This window comes from Brevundimonas nasdae (genome assembly GCF_016654005.1).
Classification (GTDB): Bacteria; Pseudomonadota; Alphaproteobacteria; order Caulobacterales; family Caulobacteraceae; genus Brevundimonas; species Brevundimonas nasdae.
The window spans coordinates 422,991-438,244 of record NZ_JAEPWN010000002.1; the positions used below are offsets into that span (position 1 = coordinate 422,991).

General features: G+C 65.6%; 16 protein-coding genes and 1 tRNA gene. 3 read left to right on the forward strand and 14 right to left on the reverse strand.

Annotated elements, in window-relative coordinates; all coding sequences use genetic code 11:
* Nucleotides 1-84: 84 nt before the first annotated feature.
* A complete protein-coding gene (gene gdhA / locus JKF87_RS05350) occupies nt 85-1,434 on the reverse strand; it encodes an NADP-specific glutamate dehydrogenase (RefSeq protein WP_201098011.1) in 1,350 nt (449 codons plus the stop codon).
* A 398-nt stretch (nt 1,435-1,832) separates the two neighbouring features.
* Here gdhA and JKF87_RS05355 point away from each other — a divergent pair, with 398 nt between their 5' ends.
* Nucleotides 1,833-2,897 carry a PA0069 family radical SAM protein gene (locus JKF87_RS05355; RefSeq protein ID WP_201098013.1) on the forward strand — a complete coding sequence of 355 codons (1,065 nt, stop codon included), beginning with the start codon at nt 1,833-1,835 and terminating at the stop codon, nt 2,895-2,897.
* Here the strand turns inward: JKF87_RS05355 and JKF87_RS05360 are convergent.
* Together JKF87_RS05360 and JKF87_RS05365 are read right to left on the reverse strand one after the other, a co-directional pair.
* Nucleotides 2,894-3,295, reverse strand: coding sequence for a hypothetical protein (locus JKF87_RS05360; protein WP_201098015.1), 402 nt, complete (start codon nt 3,293-3,295; stop codon nt 2,894-2,896). The genes JKF87_RS05355 and JKF87_RS05360 overlap by 4 nt on opposite strands.
* 11 nt (nt 3,296-3,306) lie before the next feature.
* A complete protein-coding gene (locus tag JKF87_RS05365) occupies nt 3,307-4,548 on the reverse strand; it encodes a class I SAM-dependent RNA methyltransferase (protein ID WP_201098017.1) in 1,242 nt (413 codons plus the stop codon).
* 188 nt (nt 4,549-4,736) lie between these two features.
* Between JKF87_RS05365 and JKF87_RS05370 the strand changes: the two genes are divergently transcribed.
* Nucleotides 4,737-5,435, forward strand: coding sequence for a glycine zipper 2TM domain-containing protein (locus JKF87_RS05370; RefSeq protein ID WP_201098019.1), 699 nt, complete (start codon nt 4,737-4,739; stop codon nt 5,433-5,435).
* A gap of 141 nt (nt 5,436-5,576) precedes the next feature.
* Here the strand turns inward: JKF87_RS05370 and JKF87_RS05375 are convergent, their stop codons facing one another.
* The 5 genes from JKF87_RS05375 to JKF87_RS05395 form a co-directional block, all read right to left on the reverse strand.
* A complete protein-coding gene (locus JKF87_RS05375; protein ID WP_201098021.1) occupies nt 5,577-6,314 on the reverse strand; it encodes a TlyA family RNA methyltransferase in 738 nt (245 codons plus the stop codon).
* Nucleotides 6,311-9,055 (reverse strand): valine--tRNA ligase, encoded by a 2,745-nt coding sequence (locus JKF87_RS05380; protein WP_201098023.1) that lies wholly within the window; start codon nt 9,053-9,055, stop codon nt 6,311-6,313. The genes JKF87_RS05375 and JKF87_RS05380 overlap by 4 nt, the downstream gene beginning before the upstream one ends.
* Nucleotides 9,056-9,128: 73 nt before the next feature.
* Nucleotides 9,129-9,743 carry a DUF2497 domain-containing protein gene (locus JKF87_RS05385; protein ID WP_201098025.1) on the reverse strand — a complete coding sequence of 205 codons (615 nt, stop codon included), beginning with the start codon at nt 9,741-9,743 and terminating at the stop codon, nt 9,129-9,131.
* A gap of 126 nt (nt 9,744-9,869) precedes the next feature.
* A complete protein-coding gene (locus tag JKF87_RS05390; protein ID WP_201098027.1) occupies nt 9,870-11,375 on the reverse strand; it encodes a TolC family outer membrane protein in 1,506 nt (501 codons plus the stop codon).
* Between the two features lie 134 nt (nt 11,376-11,509).
* Nucleotides 11,510-12,139, reverse strand: a complete 630-nt coding sequence (locus JKF87_RS05395; protein WP_201098029.1) for a protein-L-isoaspartate O-methyltransferase family protein — start codon at nt 12,137-12,139, stop codon at nt 11,510-11,512.
* 134 nt (nt 12,140-12,273) lie between these two features.
* Here JKF87_RS05395 and JKF87_RS05400 point away from each other — a divergent pair.
* Nucleotides 12,274-12,347 (forward strand) — tRNA-Cys (locus tag JKF87_RS05400).
* A gap of 16 nt (nt 12,348-12,363) precedes the next feature.
* Here JKF87_RS05400 and JKF87_RS05405 read toward each other — a convergent pair.
* The 6 genes from JKF87_RS05405 to JKF87_RS05430 form a co-directional block, all read right to left on the reverse strand.
* Nucleotides 12,364-13,320: a site-specific integrase gene (locus JKF87_RS05405; RefSeq protein ID WP_201098030.1), complete on the reverse strand. Its 957-nt coding sequence runs from the start codon at nt 13,318-13,320 to the stop codon at nt 12,364-12,366.
* Nucleotides 13,321-13,441: 121 nt separating this feature from the next.
* Nucleotides 13,442-13,648: a hypothetical protein gene (locus tag JKF87_RS05410; RefSeq protein WP_201098032.1), complete on the reverse strand. Its 207-nt coding sequence runs from the start codon at nt 13,646-13,648 to the stop codon at nt 13,442-13,444.
* The gene (locus JKF87_RS05415) at nt 13,645-14,064 is read right to left on the reverse strand and encodes a thermonuclease family protein (RefSeq protein ID WP_201098034.1); all 420 of its coding nucleotides are present in this window, start codon (nt 14,062-14,064) and stop codon (nt 13,645-13,647) included. Before JKF87_RS05415 ends, JKF87_RS05410 begins: the two co-directional genes overlap by 4 nt.
* Nucleotides 14,061-14,342 (reverse strand): hypothetical protein, encoded by a 282-nt coding sequence (locus JKF87_RS05420; protein ID WP_201098036.1) that lies wholly within the window; start codon nt 14,340-14,342, stop codon nt 14,061-14,063. Before JKF87_RS05420 ends, JKF87_RS05415 begins: the two co-directional genes overlap by 4 nt.
* Nucleotides 14,339-14,821 (reverse strand): hypothetical protein, encoded by a 483-nt coding sequence (locus JKF87_RS05425; RefSeq protein ID WP_236261120.1) that lies wholly within the window; start codon nt 14,819-14,821, stop codon nt 14,339-14,341. The genes JKF87_RS05420 and JKF87_RS05425 overlap by 4 nt, the downstream gene beginning before the upstream one ends.
* Before the next feature lies 1 nt (nt 14,822).
* On the reverse strand, nt 14,823-15,134 hold the full coding sequence (locus JKF87_RS05430) for a hypothetical protein (protein ID WP_201098038.1): 312 nt from the start codon (nt 15,132-15,134) through the stop codon (nt 14,823-14,825).
* Between the last annotated feature and the right edge of the window lie 120 nt (nt 15,135-15,254).

Here is a 15,254-nt window from a genome sequence, read left to right on the forward strand (position 1 = left end):
CCCGGATAAAATCATGCCGTCAAATCAGCCCGGCAGACTGGGCAAGGACGGCGGCGCCATGACGCACCGCCGTCCGTCTTTTCATCAGATCACGCCGAAGGCGCGCATGGCCTCGGCCACCCGCACGAAGCCGGTGATGTTGGCGCCCAGCACATAGTCGCCCGGCACGCCGTATTCGTCCGCCGTCTCGGCGCAGCGGTCGTGGATCGAATGCATGATGCCCGCCAGACGCGCCTCGGTGTCCTCAAAGCTCCAGCTGTCGCGCGAGGCGTTCTGCTGCATCTCCAGGGCCGAGGTGGCGACGCCGCCGGCGTTGGCGGCCTTGCCCGGCGCGAACATGACGCCCGCTTCCTGGAAAATGCGCACGGCTTCCGGCGTGCAGGGCATGTTCGCCCCCTCGCCCACCGCCAGCACGCCGTTGGCCACCAGTTGCCGGGCGTCGTGGCCGGTCAGCTCGTTCTGGGTGGCGCAAGGCAGGGCGATGTCGCCCGGCACGTCCCAGATGGAGCCGCCCTCGACATAGTGGGCGCCCGCGCCGCGCAAGGTCACGTATTCGGAAATCCGACCGCGCGACTGTTCCTTGATCTGCTTGACCAGGTCCAGATCGACGCCGTTCTCATCGACAATATAGCCGTTGGAGTCCGAGCAGGCGACGACCGTGCCGCCGAACGCCTGGACCTTCTCGATCGCATAGATGGCCACGTTGCCCGAGCCGGAGACGATGGCGCGCTTGCCCTCCATCGCGATCCCCTTGGTGCCCAGCATACGCTCGACGAAATAGACCGTGCCATAGCCGGTCGCCTCGGTGCGGGCGCGCGATCCGCCATAGACCAGACCCTTGCCGGTCAGGACGCCGGCCTCATAGCGGTTGGTCAGGCGCTTGTACTGACCGAACATGAAGCCAATCTCGCGTGCGCCAACGCCGATGTCGCCAGCGGGCACGTCGGTGTATTCGCCCAGGTGGCGGTACAGCTCGGTCATGAAGGACTGGCAGAAGCGCATGATCTCGCCGTCCGAACGGCCACGCGGATTGAAGTCCGATCCGCCCTTGCCGCCGCCGATCGGCAGGCCGGTCAGGGCGTTCTTGAAGATCTGCTCAAAGCCCAGGAACTTGATGATCCCCAGGTTCACCGACGGGTGGAAGCGGATGCCGCCCTTGTACGGACCCAGGCCCGAGTTGAACTGCACCCGGAAGCCGCGGTTGATCTGCACCTGGTTGGCGTCATCGACCCACGGCACGCGGAAGATGATCTGGCGTTCCGGCTCGCAGATGCGTTCGATCAGGGCGTCGTCGGCATAGTTCGGATGTTTGGCGACGACCCGGCCCAGGCTTTCCAGCACTTCGCGCACCGCCTGATGGAACTCGGCTTCGCCCGCGTTCCGGCGCAGCACTTCCGCCAGGATGGGCTCCAGCTTTTCGTCGATCTGGGTCAAGTCACACTCCGTAGGGCTGGCGGCGTCAGGGGGAGCCGACGCCGTTCGGCGTGCTGCATAGCTAAAAAATTTCGATCTTCCCGTCTTTTTTTGACTTGAAACGAGATTTTATGCCGAAACCCGCGCTTTAGTCGGTCGGAAGCTGCGAAAAACCTTAGGTGCAGCGCGGCAAAAACGGGGCACAGTTTGAGACTGATGGGCGCACCGTCGAATCAACGTGCGGCGGCGGAAAGATCGGTGTCGCTTCGCTTCTTTCGTCATTCAGGGCGCAGCGACGACTCGGAATGACGAAAGCAAACAACGCACACACCACAACCCGTCATCCTCGCCCGGAGGGCTCGCCTCTGCACGTCTAGAATGTTCTTGATTTGTTCTGAAACTCGTTCCATCGTCAGGACATGGAAGCCGCAAAGGGAAGAGGCGCGCGTTCGAATGCGACCGGCCGCTACGAGACAAATCAGTCCGAGGCCTTCGACGACGGCTGGACCGGCGACGACGCCGCGCCCGCGCCGTTGCGCACCGTCCTCACCCCCGAACACGCGCGTACCATCATCGCCCGGAACGACAGTCCGGACATTGGCTTCGACCGCTCCATCAACCCGTACAAAGGTTGCGAACATGGCTGCATCTACTGTTACGCCCGTCCGTCCCATGCCTGGATGGGCCTATCCCCGGGCCTGGATTTCGAGAGCCGGATCTTCTTCAAGCCCGAGGCCGCAGGTCTGCTGGAACAGGCGTTCCTCGCACCCAAATATCGATGCAAGCGAATCCACATAGGCGGCAACACCGACCCCTATCAGCCGGTTGAGCGGACACTGAAATCCACCCGCTCGATCCTTGAGGTCATGCGGCGCTACAACCATCCCTTCACCATCATCACCAAGTCGGTGCTGATCGGGCGCGACGCCGACATTCTGGGACCGATGGGCAAACAGGGACTGGCCTCCGCCATGGTCTCCATCACCACCCTGGACCGCAGTCTGGCCCGAACGATGGAGCCGCGCGCCTCAACCCCCGCCAAACGGCTGGAGGCGATCCGCAAGCTGGCCGACGCAGGCTGTCCGGTCGGGGTCGGGTTCGCCCCCGTCATTCCCGGCCTCAACGATCATGAGCTGGAGTCTGTGCTTGAGGCCGCCGCCAAGGCCGGGGCGACCTCGGCCATGTATGTCACCCTGCGCCTGCCGCTGGAGATCAAGGATCTGTTCCGCGAATGGCTGGCCGACGCCCGGCCCGACCGCGCCGCCCGCGTCATGTCACTGGTCCGCCAGACGCGCGGGGGCCGCGACTATGACCCCGACTTCTCGCAGCGGATGAAGGGCTCAGGCCCCGTCGCCGACCTGATCGCCGCTCGCTTCAAGGCTGCGATCAAACGCTATGGTCTGGACACGCCCCGCCCCCTGCTGGACGAAACCCAGTTCCGCGTCCCGCCCGAGGCCCGGCCTCAGTTGGAGCTTTTCGGCTAGTCCTCGTCGGCCGCCGACGGATCGATGGCCCGGGTCACCAGGTCGCGCCAGGTCGGGTCGGTGTCATCGACCAGATCGACGTCCTCCATCAGGGCTACGGCCCCCTCCCCATCCGGCAGGATCAGGCCCAGCACCTGCATCTCCTCGCCGTCATTGCCCAGATGGGTCTCGGCCTGGACGATGACCGCCGCCTGTTCGCCGTCCTCCTCCCACCAGATCACCGGCTGGGGCAGGTCCATGTCGATCACGCGCGGATCGTCCGTCTCGCCCAGGGCGAACACCGCCCGGCGCGCCTGCACATCGTCCAGCGTCGCCACCGCGCCCGTGAACGGCTTCAGCCGGCTCCAGTCGTCGGCGTCGAACCCGCCGCCGTCCTCTTCGAAATCCTGATCGCTCATGTGCTCATCGCCTATCGTCTGAAAACACCGACCAGTTCGACGTGCGCCGACCACAGGAACTGGTCCACCGGCGTCACCGTCTCCAGACGGAAACCCTTGTCGATCAGCACCCGGGCATCCCGCGCAAACGTCTGCGGATTGCACGACACGCCTACGACCACGCTGGCCTTGGTGTCGGCGATCTGGGCCGTCTGTTCGATCGCTCCGGCGCGTGGCGGGTCGAACACGATGGCGTCGCAACCCTTCAGGTCAAACGGCGTCAGCGGACGGCGGAACAGGTCGCGCGCCTCCGCCGTGATCGCCTTCATCCCCTTGGCCGAACCGACGCCGATCTTCAGCGCGTCAATACCCGGCTTGGACGCATCCGCCGCAATCACCGGCGCCACGGTCGCCAACGGGAAGGTAAAGGTGCCCGCCCCGCAGAACAGGTCGGCGATCTTTTTGGCCCCTTTCACCGCCGCCAGAGCGCGCGACACCATCGCCGCCTCGGCCTCCGGCACCGCCTGCAGGAAGCCGCCCGCAGGCAGGGGCACGGTCGCCGGACCGAACGCCACCTTGGGCTGGCGCGTCATCATCATGACGTCGCCCGCCAGACTCAGCCGCGCCAGATCGGCCCGCTGCGCCGCCGCAATCGCCCGCATCTGTGCGTCGCCGGACAGGCCGCCCGTGCGACGCTCCACCCCCGTCACGTCCACATCCAGCCCCGACAGGGTCCAGGTCACATGCAGGGTCGGCGCGGATTTCGGATGCTCCAGCAGGGGCGCCGCGACCTCGGCCAGCATCGGGATGGCCGCCACGATACGCGGATCGGCGATGGGACAGGCCGTCACCTCGACCAGACGCCACGACCGCCGCGCCTTGAAGCCCAACGCCACCCGTCCGTCCGGCATCCGCCGCGCATGCAGCGCCACCCGGCGACGCGTACCCGCTGGCGTCGCCACCGTCGCCTCGATCTCGGTCTCGATACCCTCGCGCGCCAGGGCCAGCCGGACCTGTTCGCGCTTCCAGCCCAGATACGGTTCAGCCGCCCAGTGCTGCAGCGAACACCCGCCGCAATCACCATACTGGGGCGAGACCGGCGCAATCCGGTCCGCGCTGGCGGTCACGATCTCGATCTGTTCGGCGCGGCCGTCTGTCACCACCGCCCGGACGCTCTCGCCCGGCAGCGTCAGGGGCACGAAGACCGGGCCGTTCGGCGTATTGGCGACGCCGTCGCCCTGCCCGCCGACGCGGTCGATGCTCAAGATTTCCATCGGCGGGCTTCTAGCCGTCCCGCCCCATCACGCCAACCCAGCCAATTTCACCCGCAAGATGAACGAAGATGAACAATCCGCTCAAATAGCGTTCAGCTTCGGTCATCTACATCTCACTGCAACAGACACGGGGTTCAGCCGTTCTCCGGTTACGGAACGCGTCCGATCCTCGAAGGGGTTCAAACCAAATGCGCACGAAGATTGTCTCACTGGCCGCCGCCCTCGCCTTCGCAGGCCTGGCCGCGCCGATGGCCGCCGAAGCCCAGAGCTACTACGGCTACACCCAGAACTACGGCACCGGCGCCTATGGCCGCCCGTACAACTATGACAACCGCGGCTATCAGTATGATCCGTGCCAGACCCAACGTCAGGGCCGCACCGGCGCGGGCGCCGTCATCGGCGGCGGCGCGGGCGCCGTCATCGGCTCGCAACTGGCTGCACGCGGCCGCCGCACCGAGGGCAGCGTCCTGGGCGGCGTCGTCGGCGCCCTGATCGGCTCTCAAGTAGGCCGCAGCAGCGCGGACAACTGCGACTATCGTCAGGACGGCTACTATAACCAGGGCTATCAGGGCGGCGGCTATTACAACCGCCAGCCGGTCTACACCCAGCCCCAGTATGGCTACAGCCAGCAGACCTACGGCTATTACGACAACCGTTACGCGGGCGATCAGGGCTACAGCTACGGCTACGACCAGTACGACCGTAACGACTACGCCCGCGATGACCGCGGCTATTACAACGACCGGTCGCAGCCGGTTCAGTCCTATCAGAACTCAGATGGATGCCGTCTCGCCGAGAGCGAAATCCGTCTGCCGGATGGTCGTCGCGACACCCGCTATGTGCGGACCTGCCCCGACCAGTACGGCCGCTATCGCGTCGTCGATTAATAATCAGCCCCCCTGTCGATCGACGACGTGACGGGAACCGCCGGAGGATCAGTCCTTCGGCGGTTTCTCCATTTTTGTGGGCGCCTATCGCGCGGACGCGCTGCTTGAGGCGCATGTTGCTGGGCCTACCGCGTGGTCGCGCTACTTGAGGCCGTGTTTGGCCCATAGCAGGAACTCGACATTGCCGTCGCCTCCGGTGATCGGGCTTTCGGTCGTGGCCTGCACGGCCCAGCCGACGCCTTCCAGCCAGTCCGCGATGCGCTGCACCGCCGCCGTCTGGGCCTCACGGTCCTTGACCACGCCCTTCTTGCCGACGCCGCCAGGGCCATCCGCCTCGAACTGAGGTTTGACCAGCGTCACCAGATCGGCGTCGTCCGCCGCCAGAGCCAAGGCCGCAGGCAGCACTTTCGACAGACTGATGAAGCTGGCGTCGCACACGATCAGGGACGGCGCCTGCGGGATCACCTCATTCGTCAGGTCCCGCGCATCGGTCCGCTCCAGATTGACGACGCGCGGATCGCTGGCGACCCGGTCATGCATCTGGCCAAAGCCGACATCGACGGCGAAAACCCTGGCCGCGCCACGATCCAGACAGACCTCGGTGAAGCCGCCGGTCGAGGCCCCGACGTCCAGCGCCACGCGGCCCTCGACCACTATCGGCCACAGACCCAGGGCGTGATCCAGCTTCAAGGCGCCGCGCCCGACCCAGCGATGCGCGGGCTGGGCCTCCAGCACCGCGTCCTCGGCGATCTGCTCGGACGGCTTTTGCACCGTAACGCCATCGGCGACGACCAGACCGGCCTCGATCGCCGCCCTGGCCCGCGCGCGGCTGTCGAACAGACCGCGCGTGACCAGAAGCTGGTCGATACGGGTCTTCACCCGATCTCGCTGAGACGCGCCAGCGCGGCCTGCAGCTTGACCTTGCCGGCCTCAGCTTCGGCCAGCTTGGCGCGCTGCTCGTCCACCACTTCCGGTGCGGCGCGCGAGACGAAGTTGGGGTTGCCCAGCTTCTTGTTCACGTGGCCGATATCGCTGTCGAAGGCGGCGATTTCCTTCTCCAGACGCGCCCGTTCGGCGGTCAGGTCGATGATGCCCGCCAAGGACAGGGCGATGGTCGAACCGCCGGACACGAAGGTCACGGCGCCCGTCGGCGCAGCATCCGCCGAACCGACCTCGGACACACGGCCCAGAGTCAGGATCAGGTCTCGGTGACGGGTGATCCGCTCGGCGGTCGCGGCGTCGGGTGCGACGAAGGCCAGCGGCGGCTTGGCCGACGGCGGCACGTTCATCTCCGCCCGCAGGCCGCGGATTTCACCGACCAGATCGACCAGCCAGCCAATCTCGGCCTCGGCCGAGGCGTCGACGAAGGCGTCCGGCAGCACCGGCCATTCGGCGCCGATCAGCAGACCGTCGCGCGCCGGGCCTTCCTTGCCGAGTTCCGCCCACAGCTCTTCAGTGATGAAGGGCATGACCGGGTGCAGCAGCTTCAGCGTCTGGTCCAGCGTCCAGGCGGTCATGGCCCGCGTCTCGGCCTTGGCGGCTTCATCGGCGCCGTTGAAGACCGGCTTGGCCAGTTCCAGATACCAGTCGCAGAAGACGTTCCAGACGAAGCGGTAAAGCGCCCCTGCTGCGTCATCGAACCGGCCGCCCTCGATGGCCTCGGACACGGCGCGTTCGGCCTTGGTCAGTTCGCCACGGATCCAGCGGTTGATCGTCTGTTCCACGGCGGCGGGATCAAAGCCCTCGACGCGGCGCGCCTCGTTCATCTGGCTGAAGCGGGCGGCGTTCCACAGCTTGGTGCCGAAGTTGCGGTAGCCCTCGATCCGCTGTTTCGACAGCTTGATGTCGCGCGTGCCCGACAGGATGGCCATGGTGAAGCGCAACGGGTCGGCGCCCAGCTCGTCGATGATGCCCAGCGGGTCAATGACGTTGCCCTTGGACTTCGACATCTTCTGACCCTTCTCGTCGCGGACCAGACCGTTGATGATCACGCGCTTGAAGGGAACTTCGCCGTCCATGAAATGAAGGCCCATCATCATCATCCGGGCGACCCAGAAGAAGATGATGTCCGCCGCCGTGACCAGGTCGCTGGTCGGATAGAACCGCTCCAGATCCTCGGTCTTCTCGGGCCAGCCCATGGTCGAGAACGGCCACAGGGCCGAGCTGAACCAGGTGTCCAGAACGTCCTCGTCCTGGGTCAGGACGACTTCGGAGTCATAGTCGGCCATCGCCTGTTCGCGGGCGTCGGCTTCCGTCTCGGCGACATAGATTTCGCCGTTCGGACCGTACCAGGCCGGGATGCGGTGGCCCCACCACAGCTGGCGCGAAATGCACCACGGCTCGATGTTGCGCAGCCACTCGAAGTAGATCTTCTCGTAGGATTTCGGCTCAAACACCGTCGTGCCGGTCTCGACTGCGGCAAGCGCGGGCTGGGCCAGGGTGTGGGCGTCAACGTACCACTGGTCCGTCAGCCACGGCTCGATGACCACGCCGGAGCGATCGCCGTGCGGGACGACGTGCTTGGTCTTCTCGATCTCGCGCAGCCAGCCGTCTTCTTCAGCGCGGGCGACGATGGCTTTGCGCGCAGCGAAGCGGTCCAGCCCCACCAGTTCAGCAGGGATTTCCGGCACGTCATCAGCGACGATGCGGGCGAAGGCGTCCAGAATATTCAAGGCCGCCAGCCCTGCCCGCTTGCCGACGCCGAAGTCGTTGAAGTCGTGCGCAGGCGTGATCTTCACCGCGCCCGAACCCTTGGTCGGATCGGCGTAGTCGTCGGCGACGATGGGGATGCGGCGGCCGGTGATCGGCAGGGTCACGAACTTGCCCACCAGACCTGCGTAACGCTCGTCCTCAGGGTGAACCGCTACGCCGGTGTCGCCCAGCATGGTCTCGGGCCGGGTCGTGGCCACGACGATGAAGTCGCGGGTTTCGAACTCGGTGGCCTTGCCGCCCTCATCGAAGGCGACGGGGTGTTCATAGGTCACGCCATCGGCCAACGGATAGGCGAAGTGCCAGTAGGCGCCGTCCACCTCGCGCTGCTCGACCTCCAGGTCCGAGATGGCGGTCTGGAAATGGGGGTCCCAGTTCACCAGACGCTTGTCGCGATAGATCAGGCCGTCCTTGTGCAACTGCACGAAGACCTTGCGGACGGCGGCGTTCAGCCCCTCGTCCAGCGTGAACCGTTCACGCGACCAGTCGCATGACGCGCCCAGACGGCGCAGCTGGCGCACGATGGTGCCGCCCGATTCGGCCTTCCACTCCCACACCTTCTCGATGAAGGCGTCGCGGCCCATGTCGCGACGGCCGATATTGCCGCCCGCCGCCAGTTGGCGCTCGACCACCATCTGGGTCGCGATGCCCGCATGGTCCGTGCCGGGCAGCCACAGCACGGCCTTGCCCTTCATGCGGTGATAACGCGCCAGGATGTCCTGCAGCGTATTATTCAGCGCATGGCCGATGTGCAGGCTGCCCGTCACGTTCGGCGGAGGAATGACGATCGAATAGGCGTCGGCCGCTCCGTCCGTCTGGGCGGCGGCGCGCGGCGCGAACAGGCCGCTTTCCTCCCATTGGGCGTAAAGGCGTGGCTCGGCGGCCTGGGGTTCGAAGGTCTTCTCAAGCATCATCTGGTCTCGAATGAGAAAGGGCGGCTCCTGCGGGAGCCGCCCCTCAAATAGTCTGCGGTCAACTGAAGGGCTAGGCGCTGCGCGCGATGCGTTCGACTTCCTTTTGCACAGCGTCTTGAACGATCCCCGGCAGGTTGGCGTCCAACCACTGTTTCAACAGCGGGCGCAGCATTTCGCCGACCATGGCCTCGACCGTGTTGCCGCTGACGAAGGGCAGATCGCTCGTTGCGGCTGGCGCGGGTTCCGGCTTCTTGAAGCTGGCGGCCAGGCCGGCGAAGGCCGACGCGGCGCTGGCGGCGGCGCTTTCGCCGACCAGGGCGTCATAAGTCGGCGCGGGTTCCGGGGCGGGCGCAGGCTCAGGCTCGCGGGCATAGACGGGCGCCAGCTCGGGCTCGGCGTAGTAAGGTTCGGGCTCCGGTTCAGGCGTGACGTCGACAACGTCCAGATCGCCGATGCTTTCCGCAGCGGGCGCCTCATAACGGTCCGTCAGGTCCAGCACATCGTCCTCGATGGCTTCGGCCGCGATCTCGTGCGCGGGTTCAGCAGGTGCGACCGGCTCGGGCGCGGGTTCCGGCGCCACGGCTGCAGGCGGGGTTTCAGCCGGGGCTTCGTCTTCAGAAATGATCCGGCGGATCGACGCCAGGATCTCTTCCATCGTGGGTTCCTGAGCGGACTGATCGGTCATGTCTAAACCTTGTGGAAGGCCGGAAGAAAAACGGCGCCGGGCGAAAACCCGACGCCGATCTGTTGTCGTCGCATCAACGCCCGTCAGAATCAACGGGCGTTTTAGGGGACTTCAGCCCCCAAAGCTTCAGTTGCGCGGGGCGGTCCGCACAACCTCGCCCTTCAACTGGGTGTCGATCGGGGCGTCCGGCGCGTCGCTGGCGGCGACGATCGGGGGCGAGGCCACGCGATCCAGCGCCTCGATCACGCCGTCCCAAGGCAGTGCGCCGCGATTGCGGACGTGGTCATAGTTCGCCTTCGCGTCATAGACGTCCAGATCCGCATTCAGGTTCGGACCTTCCAACTGGCCCATGGCCTTCAACAGCGAGGCGCGCGCGACATATTCGGCCGCCTTGGCGTTGGCCAAAGCGGTCTGGGCCGAACGCAGGGTCACTTCCTGCTGCAGCACGTCCAGCGTGGTGCGCAGGCCGACCTGGGCCTCCTGGCGCACGCCTTCGGCGGCGACCGATGCGGCGCGAACCGCTTCGTTGCCCGCCGCGACGCCAGAGCGGGTCGACAGAACCTGCGCATAGGCCGTGCTGACGTCCTGCAACACCGCACGACGCTGACCCTCAACGCCGATCTGGGCCGCGTTGGCGCGCTCCAGCGCCTGGGCGACGCGCGACTGGTTCAGGCCGCCGGTGAACAGCGGCACCGACAGGGTCGCCCCCGCCTGGAAGCTGCGACGGTCGGTCAGTTCGCCCAGATCGCCAAGATCATTGGTCGAACCGCCGTAGGAGGCGGTGGCGCGAACCGACGGCAGATACTCGGAACGGGCGGCGGCGACAGCGGCCTCGGCGCCCTGCTGGTTGTAGATGGCGGCCAGAACACCCGGATTGCGGCCCAGCGCCGTCTCCATCGCGGCGTCGAAGTCCGTCGGCACTGCAGGCAGGGCCGGAGCCGCCTCCAGATCAGTCGGCGACTGGCCGATCACGGCGGCATAGGCCGCGCGCGACGACGACAGTTGCGCCTGGGCGTTGGCCAGGTCGGCCTCGGACTGCGCCAGCGAGGCCTCGGCCTGGGCGACGTCGGTGCGGGTGATCTCACCCACTTCGAAACGGGCGCTGGTTTCCTGAAGCTGGCGTTGCAGCACGGTCAGGTTTTCCTGGCGGATGCGCAGGATCTCCATGTCGCGCGACACGTTCACATAGGCCTGGATCACCGACAGCAGGACCGTCTGTTCGATATCACGCAGGTTCTCGCGGCCAGCCAGCACATTGGCGCGGGCCTGGTCGATGGCGCGGGTGGTGCGGCCTGCGGTCCACAGGTTCTGCGAGACACTGACGCCGACGTTGCCGCCGTTCGTGTCGGTGTCGCCCGCAATGGTCACGCCGTTGACGGTCGTGTCCGGCGCCCAGGTGCGGGTGTAATTGGCGCCGGCCGAGGCGCTGAGCGTGGGGCGCAGACCCGAACGCGCCTGCACCACCGTCTCGTCCAGAGCGCGCTGGTTGGCGCGCTGGGCCAACAGGTTGGGATTGGTGCGATAGGCCAGAGCAATCGCTTCCTGCAGGGTTTCGGCCCATGCAGGCGCGCCCAATCCGCTCACAAGAGCCACCACAGCGGCCGAGGCCAGCACACGCGAGCGTTTCAACATTGTCCGTCCTTGCCTGACGCTCCCCCAGGAGCGCCCGATGTTACGCCAGCGTAACTGCGGCCTCACTCGACCATACGCCAGTTAAGTTTTTTTCACGCTCGCGGCCGCGATTTCCTTCGCGGCTGCAAAAACGATTACAGCGCGAAGGTAGGAGCCGGCGTCAGGGCTGCAAGAACCGCAGGCGACGAATCGAAAAGTTCACGGCGTGACAGGCCTTCACGCCCCTTCACATACAGGGCCGCCTTGCCGATGGCGCCGCGACGCTCGACCGCCACGATACGACCGCCCGGACGCAGCGCCGCGCCCCAGCTTTCCGGCAGGGCGGCGACGCCGCCCTCGCAGACGATCACGTCCCAGCCCTCGCCCGTCGGCTGGTCCAACGGCGCAACCACCGTGGCCACGCCTTCGGCGGCCAGGGCCTCGCCCACGACATCGAATACGGCCTGATCGGCTTCCTGCGCGGTGACGCTCAGGCCCATGCGGGCCAGGACGGCGGCGGCGTAAGGGGCCGCGATGGCCAGCGCCTTCTCGCCTTCGCGCGCATCGGCGGCCTGCAGCAGCTTGGCCACATCACGCGCCGGCATCAAGCGACGCTCGCCCGCGATGACGACGGCTTCTTCGGAATAGGCGGCGAAGGCGCGGTCCGACGCACAGAATGATTCGCGCGGCACGGCCAGCATGGCCAAGTGAATCGCGCGCTCAGTCACGTCGTTCACCCGCACCTGCGAGTCGACCATAGCCTTGCGCTCTGCGGTGAAATCCATCTGTAAACAGCCTTTGACGATGATCCGGGAGGAATTCTGCCGCGCTTATAGGTCCGTGCGTTGCAGCGGACAATCCGATCTGATAGCGAACGCCCCTCGCGATGACCGCCCCCGCAAAAAACGGGGAACAAAGCGGCCTGATGGCGGAGTGGTGACGCAGAGGACTGCAAATCCTTGCACCCGGGTTCGATTCCCGGTCAGGCCTCCATCGCGATTTCAACGAGTTAGCCGCCCTTCGGGGCGGCTTTCTTGCTTTCAGTTTGCAATTCAGTTTGCAGGTTTTGTTCGCCGTTCGGCCCGTAATATCTGCGCCAGAGCCGATTTGCGTTGGCGATAGCGACACTCAGGCGGTCGACATAAGCGCTCTGGGCCCCCTCCTCCCCCTTCACTTTATGTCCGCTGCACAGGGCAGTTTCTTCGGCGGTCCAGCCCAAGGTGCGCCTGCGAGTGATGAATGTGCCCCGGAGATCATGGAAGGTCCGACCTGTAATCCCGGCCTCCGCGCACGAATCACGGAAGGCGGCGCGGAGGCCGTTGCCCTTCAAGTCCCATGGCTTTCCGTCCGCCTTGTTGAGCAGCATCACCGAATCAGTCGCGGGAAACTCGTTCAGGACGGTCCGTAGCCTGGGGGAGATCGGGATCGCGACCGGCGTTCCGTTCTTCAACCTGCGCGAAACAAGCACCTCGCCTTGAACCGCTGACTTAGGGAGGACCAACAGATCCTGTTGAGATAGTCCCGTCTCGACCGCGACGGTCGCGACCCATCGCAACGGGTCAGACGCCTTGGCGTGCAGGTCGGCCTCCTGTTCAGGCGTCCAGACATTCTCGCGCCGGTTGGCGGCATACACGTCACTGACGCCCGCAGCCCGGTTATGGTCGATCAGCCCGCGCCGAACGCTCCACGTCAGCATCGCAGCAAGGACCGAGATCGCATAGTCCGCCTGGCGGGGAGACGCCTTGGCCATATCGTCCCGCCAACGATAGATGTGATCGCTGATCTGCGGCGCGTTCATTGCGCCAATCGACAGCTTGCCGAACTTCGCCTGGACCTTGTCCAACTGGCGGCGATAGTCGCGCTGAGTCAACGGACGCAACTTTTCGAACTCAGCCGATGACTTGTAGCGCCAGATCAGGAAAGCGACTTTCCCCTCGGTCGGCGTGCGGCGCAGCAGTTCAGCCAAGCGAATATGGAAGTCGGGCGAACCCTCCCGGCCTAAAGCCTCCATGCCAGGACCCCGACCAAGATAGCCGTATCTGACCACCTCCCCGCTCGCGAGGCGCTTCTTGGTAAACCAGACGCCCTTAGGCAGCGTCGCTCGAGTTTTCACGCGCCCACGCCTCTATCTCGCTTGCCACGTCATGGCCGGCGTCATTTGCAGCCGTCATCGGCCGGACTTTCACGACGGGTTTTCCATCGTCATCGAAGGTGATTTCATAGTTCTCCACCCCTGCCTCACGCATGGCAAGCGCGGCGCGGGTCAGTTCTGTTTTCCGAAAACGAGCGCTCATTCCCAAACACCCCTTCTCTCTCGACGGGCCTGATCCTCTTCACGTCGGTAAGGATCGCCGAAGTTGGTTTCGCTGATGGCCAGACCCTCACGCACAAGGGTTCGGCCCAGGTCACGACCGTTGACCGTGCAGACTGCGACGTTGCGCCGGTATCGATCGGTCGAGGTCACGGAACACCGGGCCCCGTTGGCGGCGAGACGACGGGCGCGCTGGGTTGCCCGATCCGCTGACGCGCGGGCGACCGGCGAGCAGGCCCAGACGTCGGGGCGCTGGCGGCACCGGGTGAACGGCGCGACCTCACCGGCATCAATCCCAGCCAGGCGGACGCGGTGACGCTCGCCGTCTGAGGTGACACAACGCCCGCTATCCCCATCTGACATCGCGAGCGTCACGCAGATCAGTACGGTGGAGATCATTCGACCACCTGTAGGCCGTGGGTCGCGTGATGGAACTTCACTTCGGCCTGCTGGTGGAAGTCGTCCTGAGAGCTGCCCCAGGGGCGCGGCGCATGTGCAAGCACGTCTGCCGGTTCCTCACGATGAAGATGCTCATACACGAGGTCGTCAGGCGTCCTTTCGTCCACGGTCAGGACTACGATCGATCCGTTCGGATCAGCAATGTGAACGCTGAGGTCGCCAGCGGCGTCGTACTTCATGATCACGACGGCTTGGATTTCGCGTTGTGCGGCGCTCATAGCTTGCTCCTGTCTGGGTTGGCGAGCATGAGAGTCGTCGGCATAGATCCGCGCTCATAGGCTATCGCGAGTTGGGGCTGCATGAACTGGCCCACGGTCGAGCCGTCAGGCAGAACCGTGTGCGCCAAGAACTCGTCTTCGATGGTCGTGATGCCCGCCGCGACGGCTTCCAGCTTCGCCTTGATCACAAGAGCAAGCGCGCGCCAGCGTTGGCGTCCGGCCTGCTCCCACGCCTTCGTAGCCTCGGCCTGGCTGCGGACCTGTCCCTTTGCAGGCGTATGGGTGAACTCACGCGCCTTGGGGTCCGGCATCGGCAAGACGAACTTCACCAGCCGGTCGCTGATCCGAAATCCGATCATGGCGGCCTGTTCCTCGGTCGCATACATGAACGAGGTGGCGCCGTAGCGCTTCAGCGTGGCCTCGATCTCGTTCCGGCTGCGGTCTTGGCTGACGGTCGTGTCTGCTGCGTATCGGGCCATCCTACACCCCTCCTCTGTCAGCGGGAGGGGGCGGGAGCGGGAGCCAATGGGTGGGCACGCAGCCGCCGCAGTCGATCCATTCAGCCTCGCGTGGGTGGAACCACGCACCGCCATAGACGCCTAGCCCGTCCATCACGACCACCTCTGTTCTGTCGAGAGGCGCGGTTTCAATCGGCCTCCACTCCACCAACTCGCGGATGCAGGCGGCGGCTTCGATCAAATCCCGCTTCTTCGCGCGAATGATTCCGCCCGGTCCAGCTGGCTTAGCCGTGATTTTCTCCAGCCGCTCAACCAGTTCCATAGGGTCGGTCATTGGACAGCTCCGAAGGCTGGAGTGATCGCGACACGGGACAGCCGCCAGCCACGACGATAGGCGCGCTGCCAGACAGAAGATGGCGTCATCCCGTCGTGATTTGATGTCCGCCAAGCAGCA

Bases quoted from the DNA above. Each gene is read 5' to 3' on its own strand.
- JKF87_RS05420 (WP_201098036.1), bottom strand. From the start codon at position 14,342: ATGAGCGCCGCACAACGCGAAATCCAAGCCGTCGTGATCATGAAGTAC.
- JKF87_RS05380 (WP_201098023.1), bottom strand. From the start codon at position 9,055: ATGCTTGAGAAGACCTTCGAACCCCAGGCCGCCGAGCCACGCCTTTAC.
- JKF87_RS05425 (WP_236261120.1), bottom strand. From the start codon at position 14,821: ATGGCCCGATACGCAGCAGACACGACCGTCAGCCAAGACCGCAGCCGG.
- JKF87_RS05365 (WP_201098017.1), bottom strand. From the start codon at position 4,548: ATGGAAATCTTGAGCATCGACCGCGTCGGCGGGCAGGGCGACGGCGTC.
- JKF87_RS05360 (WP_201098015.1), bottom strand. From the start codon at position 3,295: ATGAGCGATCAGGATTTCGAAGAGGACGGCGGCGGGTTCGACGCCGAC.
- JKF87_RS05385 (WP_201098025.1), bottom strand. From the start codon at position 9,743: ATGACCGATCAGTCCGCTCAGGAACCCACGATGGAAGAGATCCTGGCG.
- JKF87_RS05430 (WP_201098038.1), bottom strand. From the start codon at position 15,134: ATGACCGACCCTATGGAACTGGTTGAGCGGCTGGAGAAAATCACGGCT.
- JKF87_RS05415 (WP_201098034.1), bottom strand. From the start codon at position 14,064: ATGATCTCCACCGTACTGATCTGCGTGACGCTCGCGATGTCAGATGGG.
- JKF87_RS05395 (WP_201098029.1), bottom strand. From the start codon at position 12,139: ATGGATTTCACCGCAGAGCGCAAGGCTATGGTCGACTCGCAGGTGCGG.
- JKF87_RS05410 (WP_201098032.1), bottom strand. From the start codon at position 13,648: ATGAGCGCTCGTTTTCGGAAAACAGAACTGACCCGCGCCGCGCTTGCC.
- JKF87_RS05370 (WP_201098019.1), top strand. From the start codon at position 4,737: ATGCGCACGAAGATTGTCTCACTGGCCGCCGCCCTCGCCTTCGCAGGC.
- JKF87_RS05355 (WP_201098013.1), top strand. From the start codon at position 1,833: ATGGAAGCCGCAAAGGGAAGAGGCGCGCGTTCGAATGCGACCGGCCGC.
- JKF87_RS05390 (WP_201098027.1), bottom strand. From the start codon at position 11,375: ATGTTGAAACGCTCGCGTGTGCTGGCCTCGGCCGCTGTGGTGGCTCTT.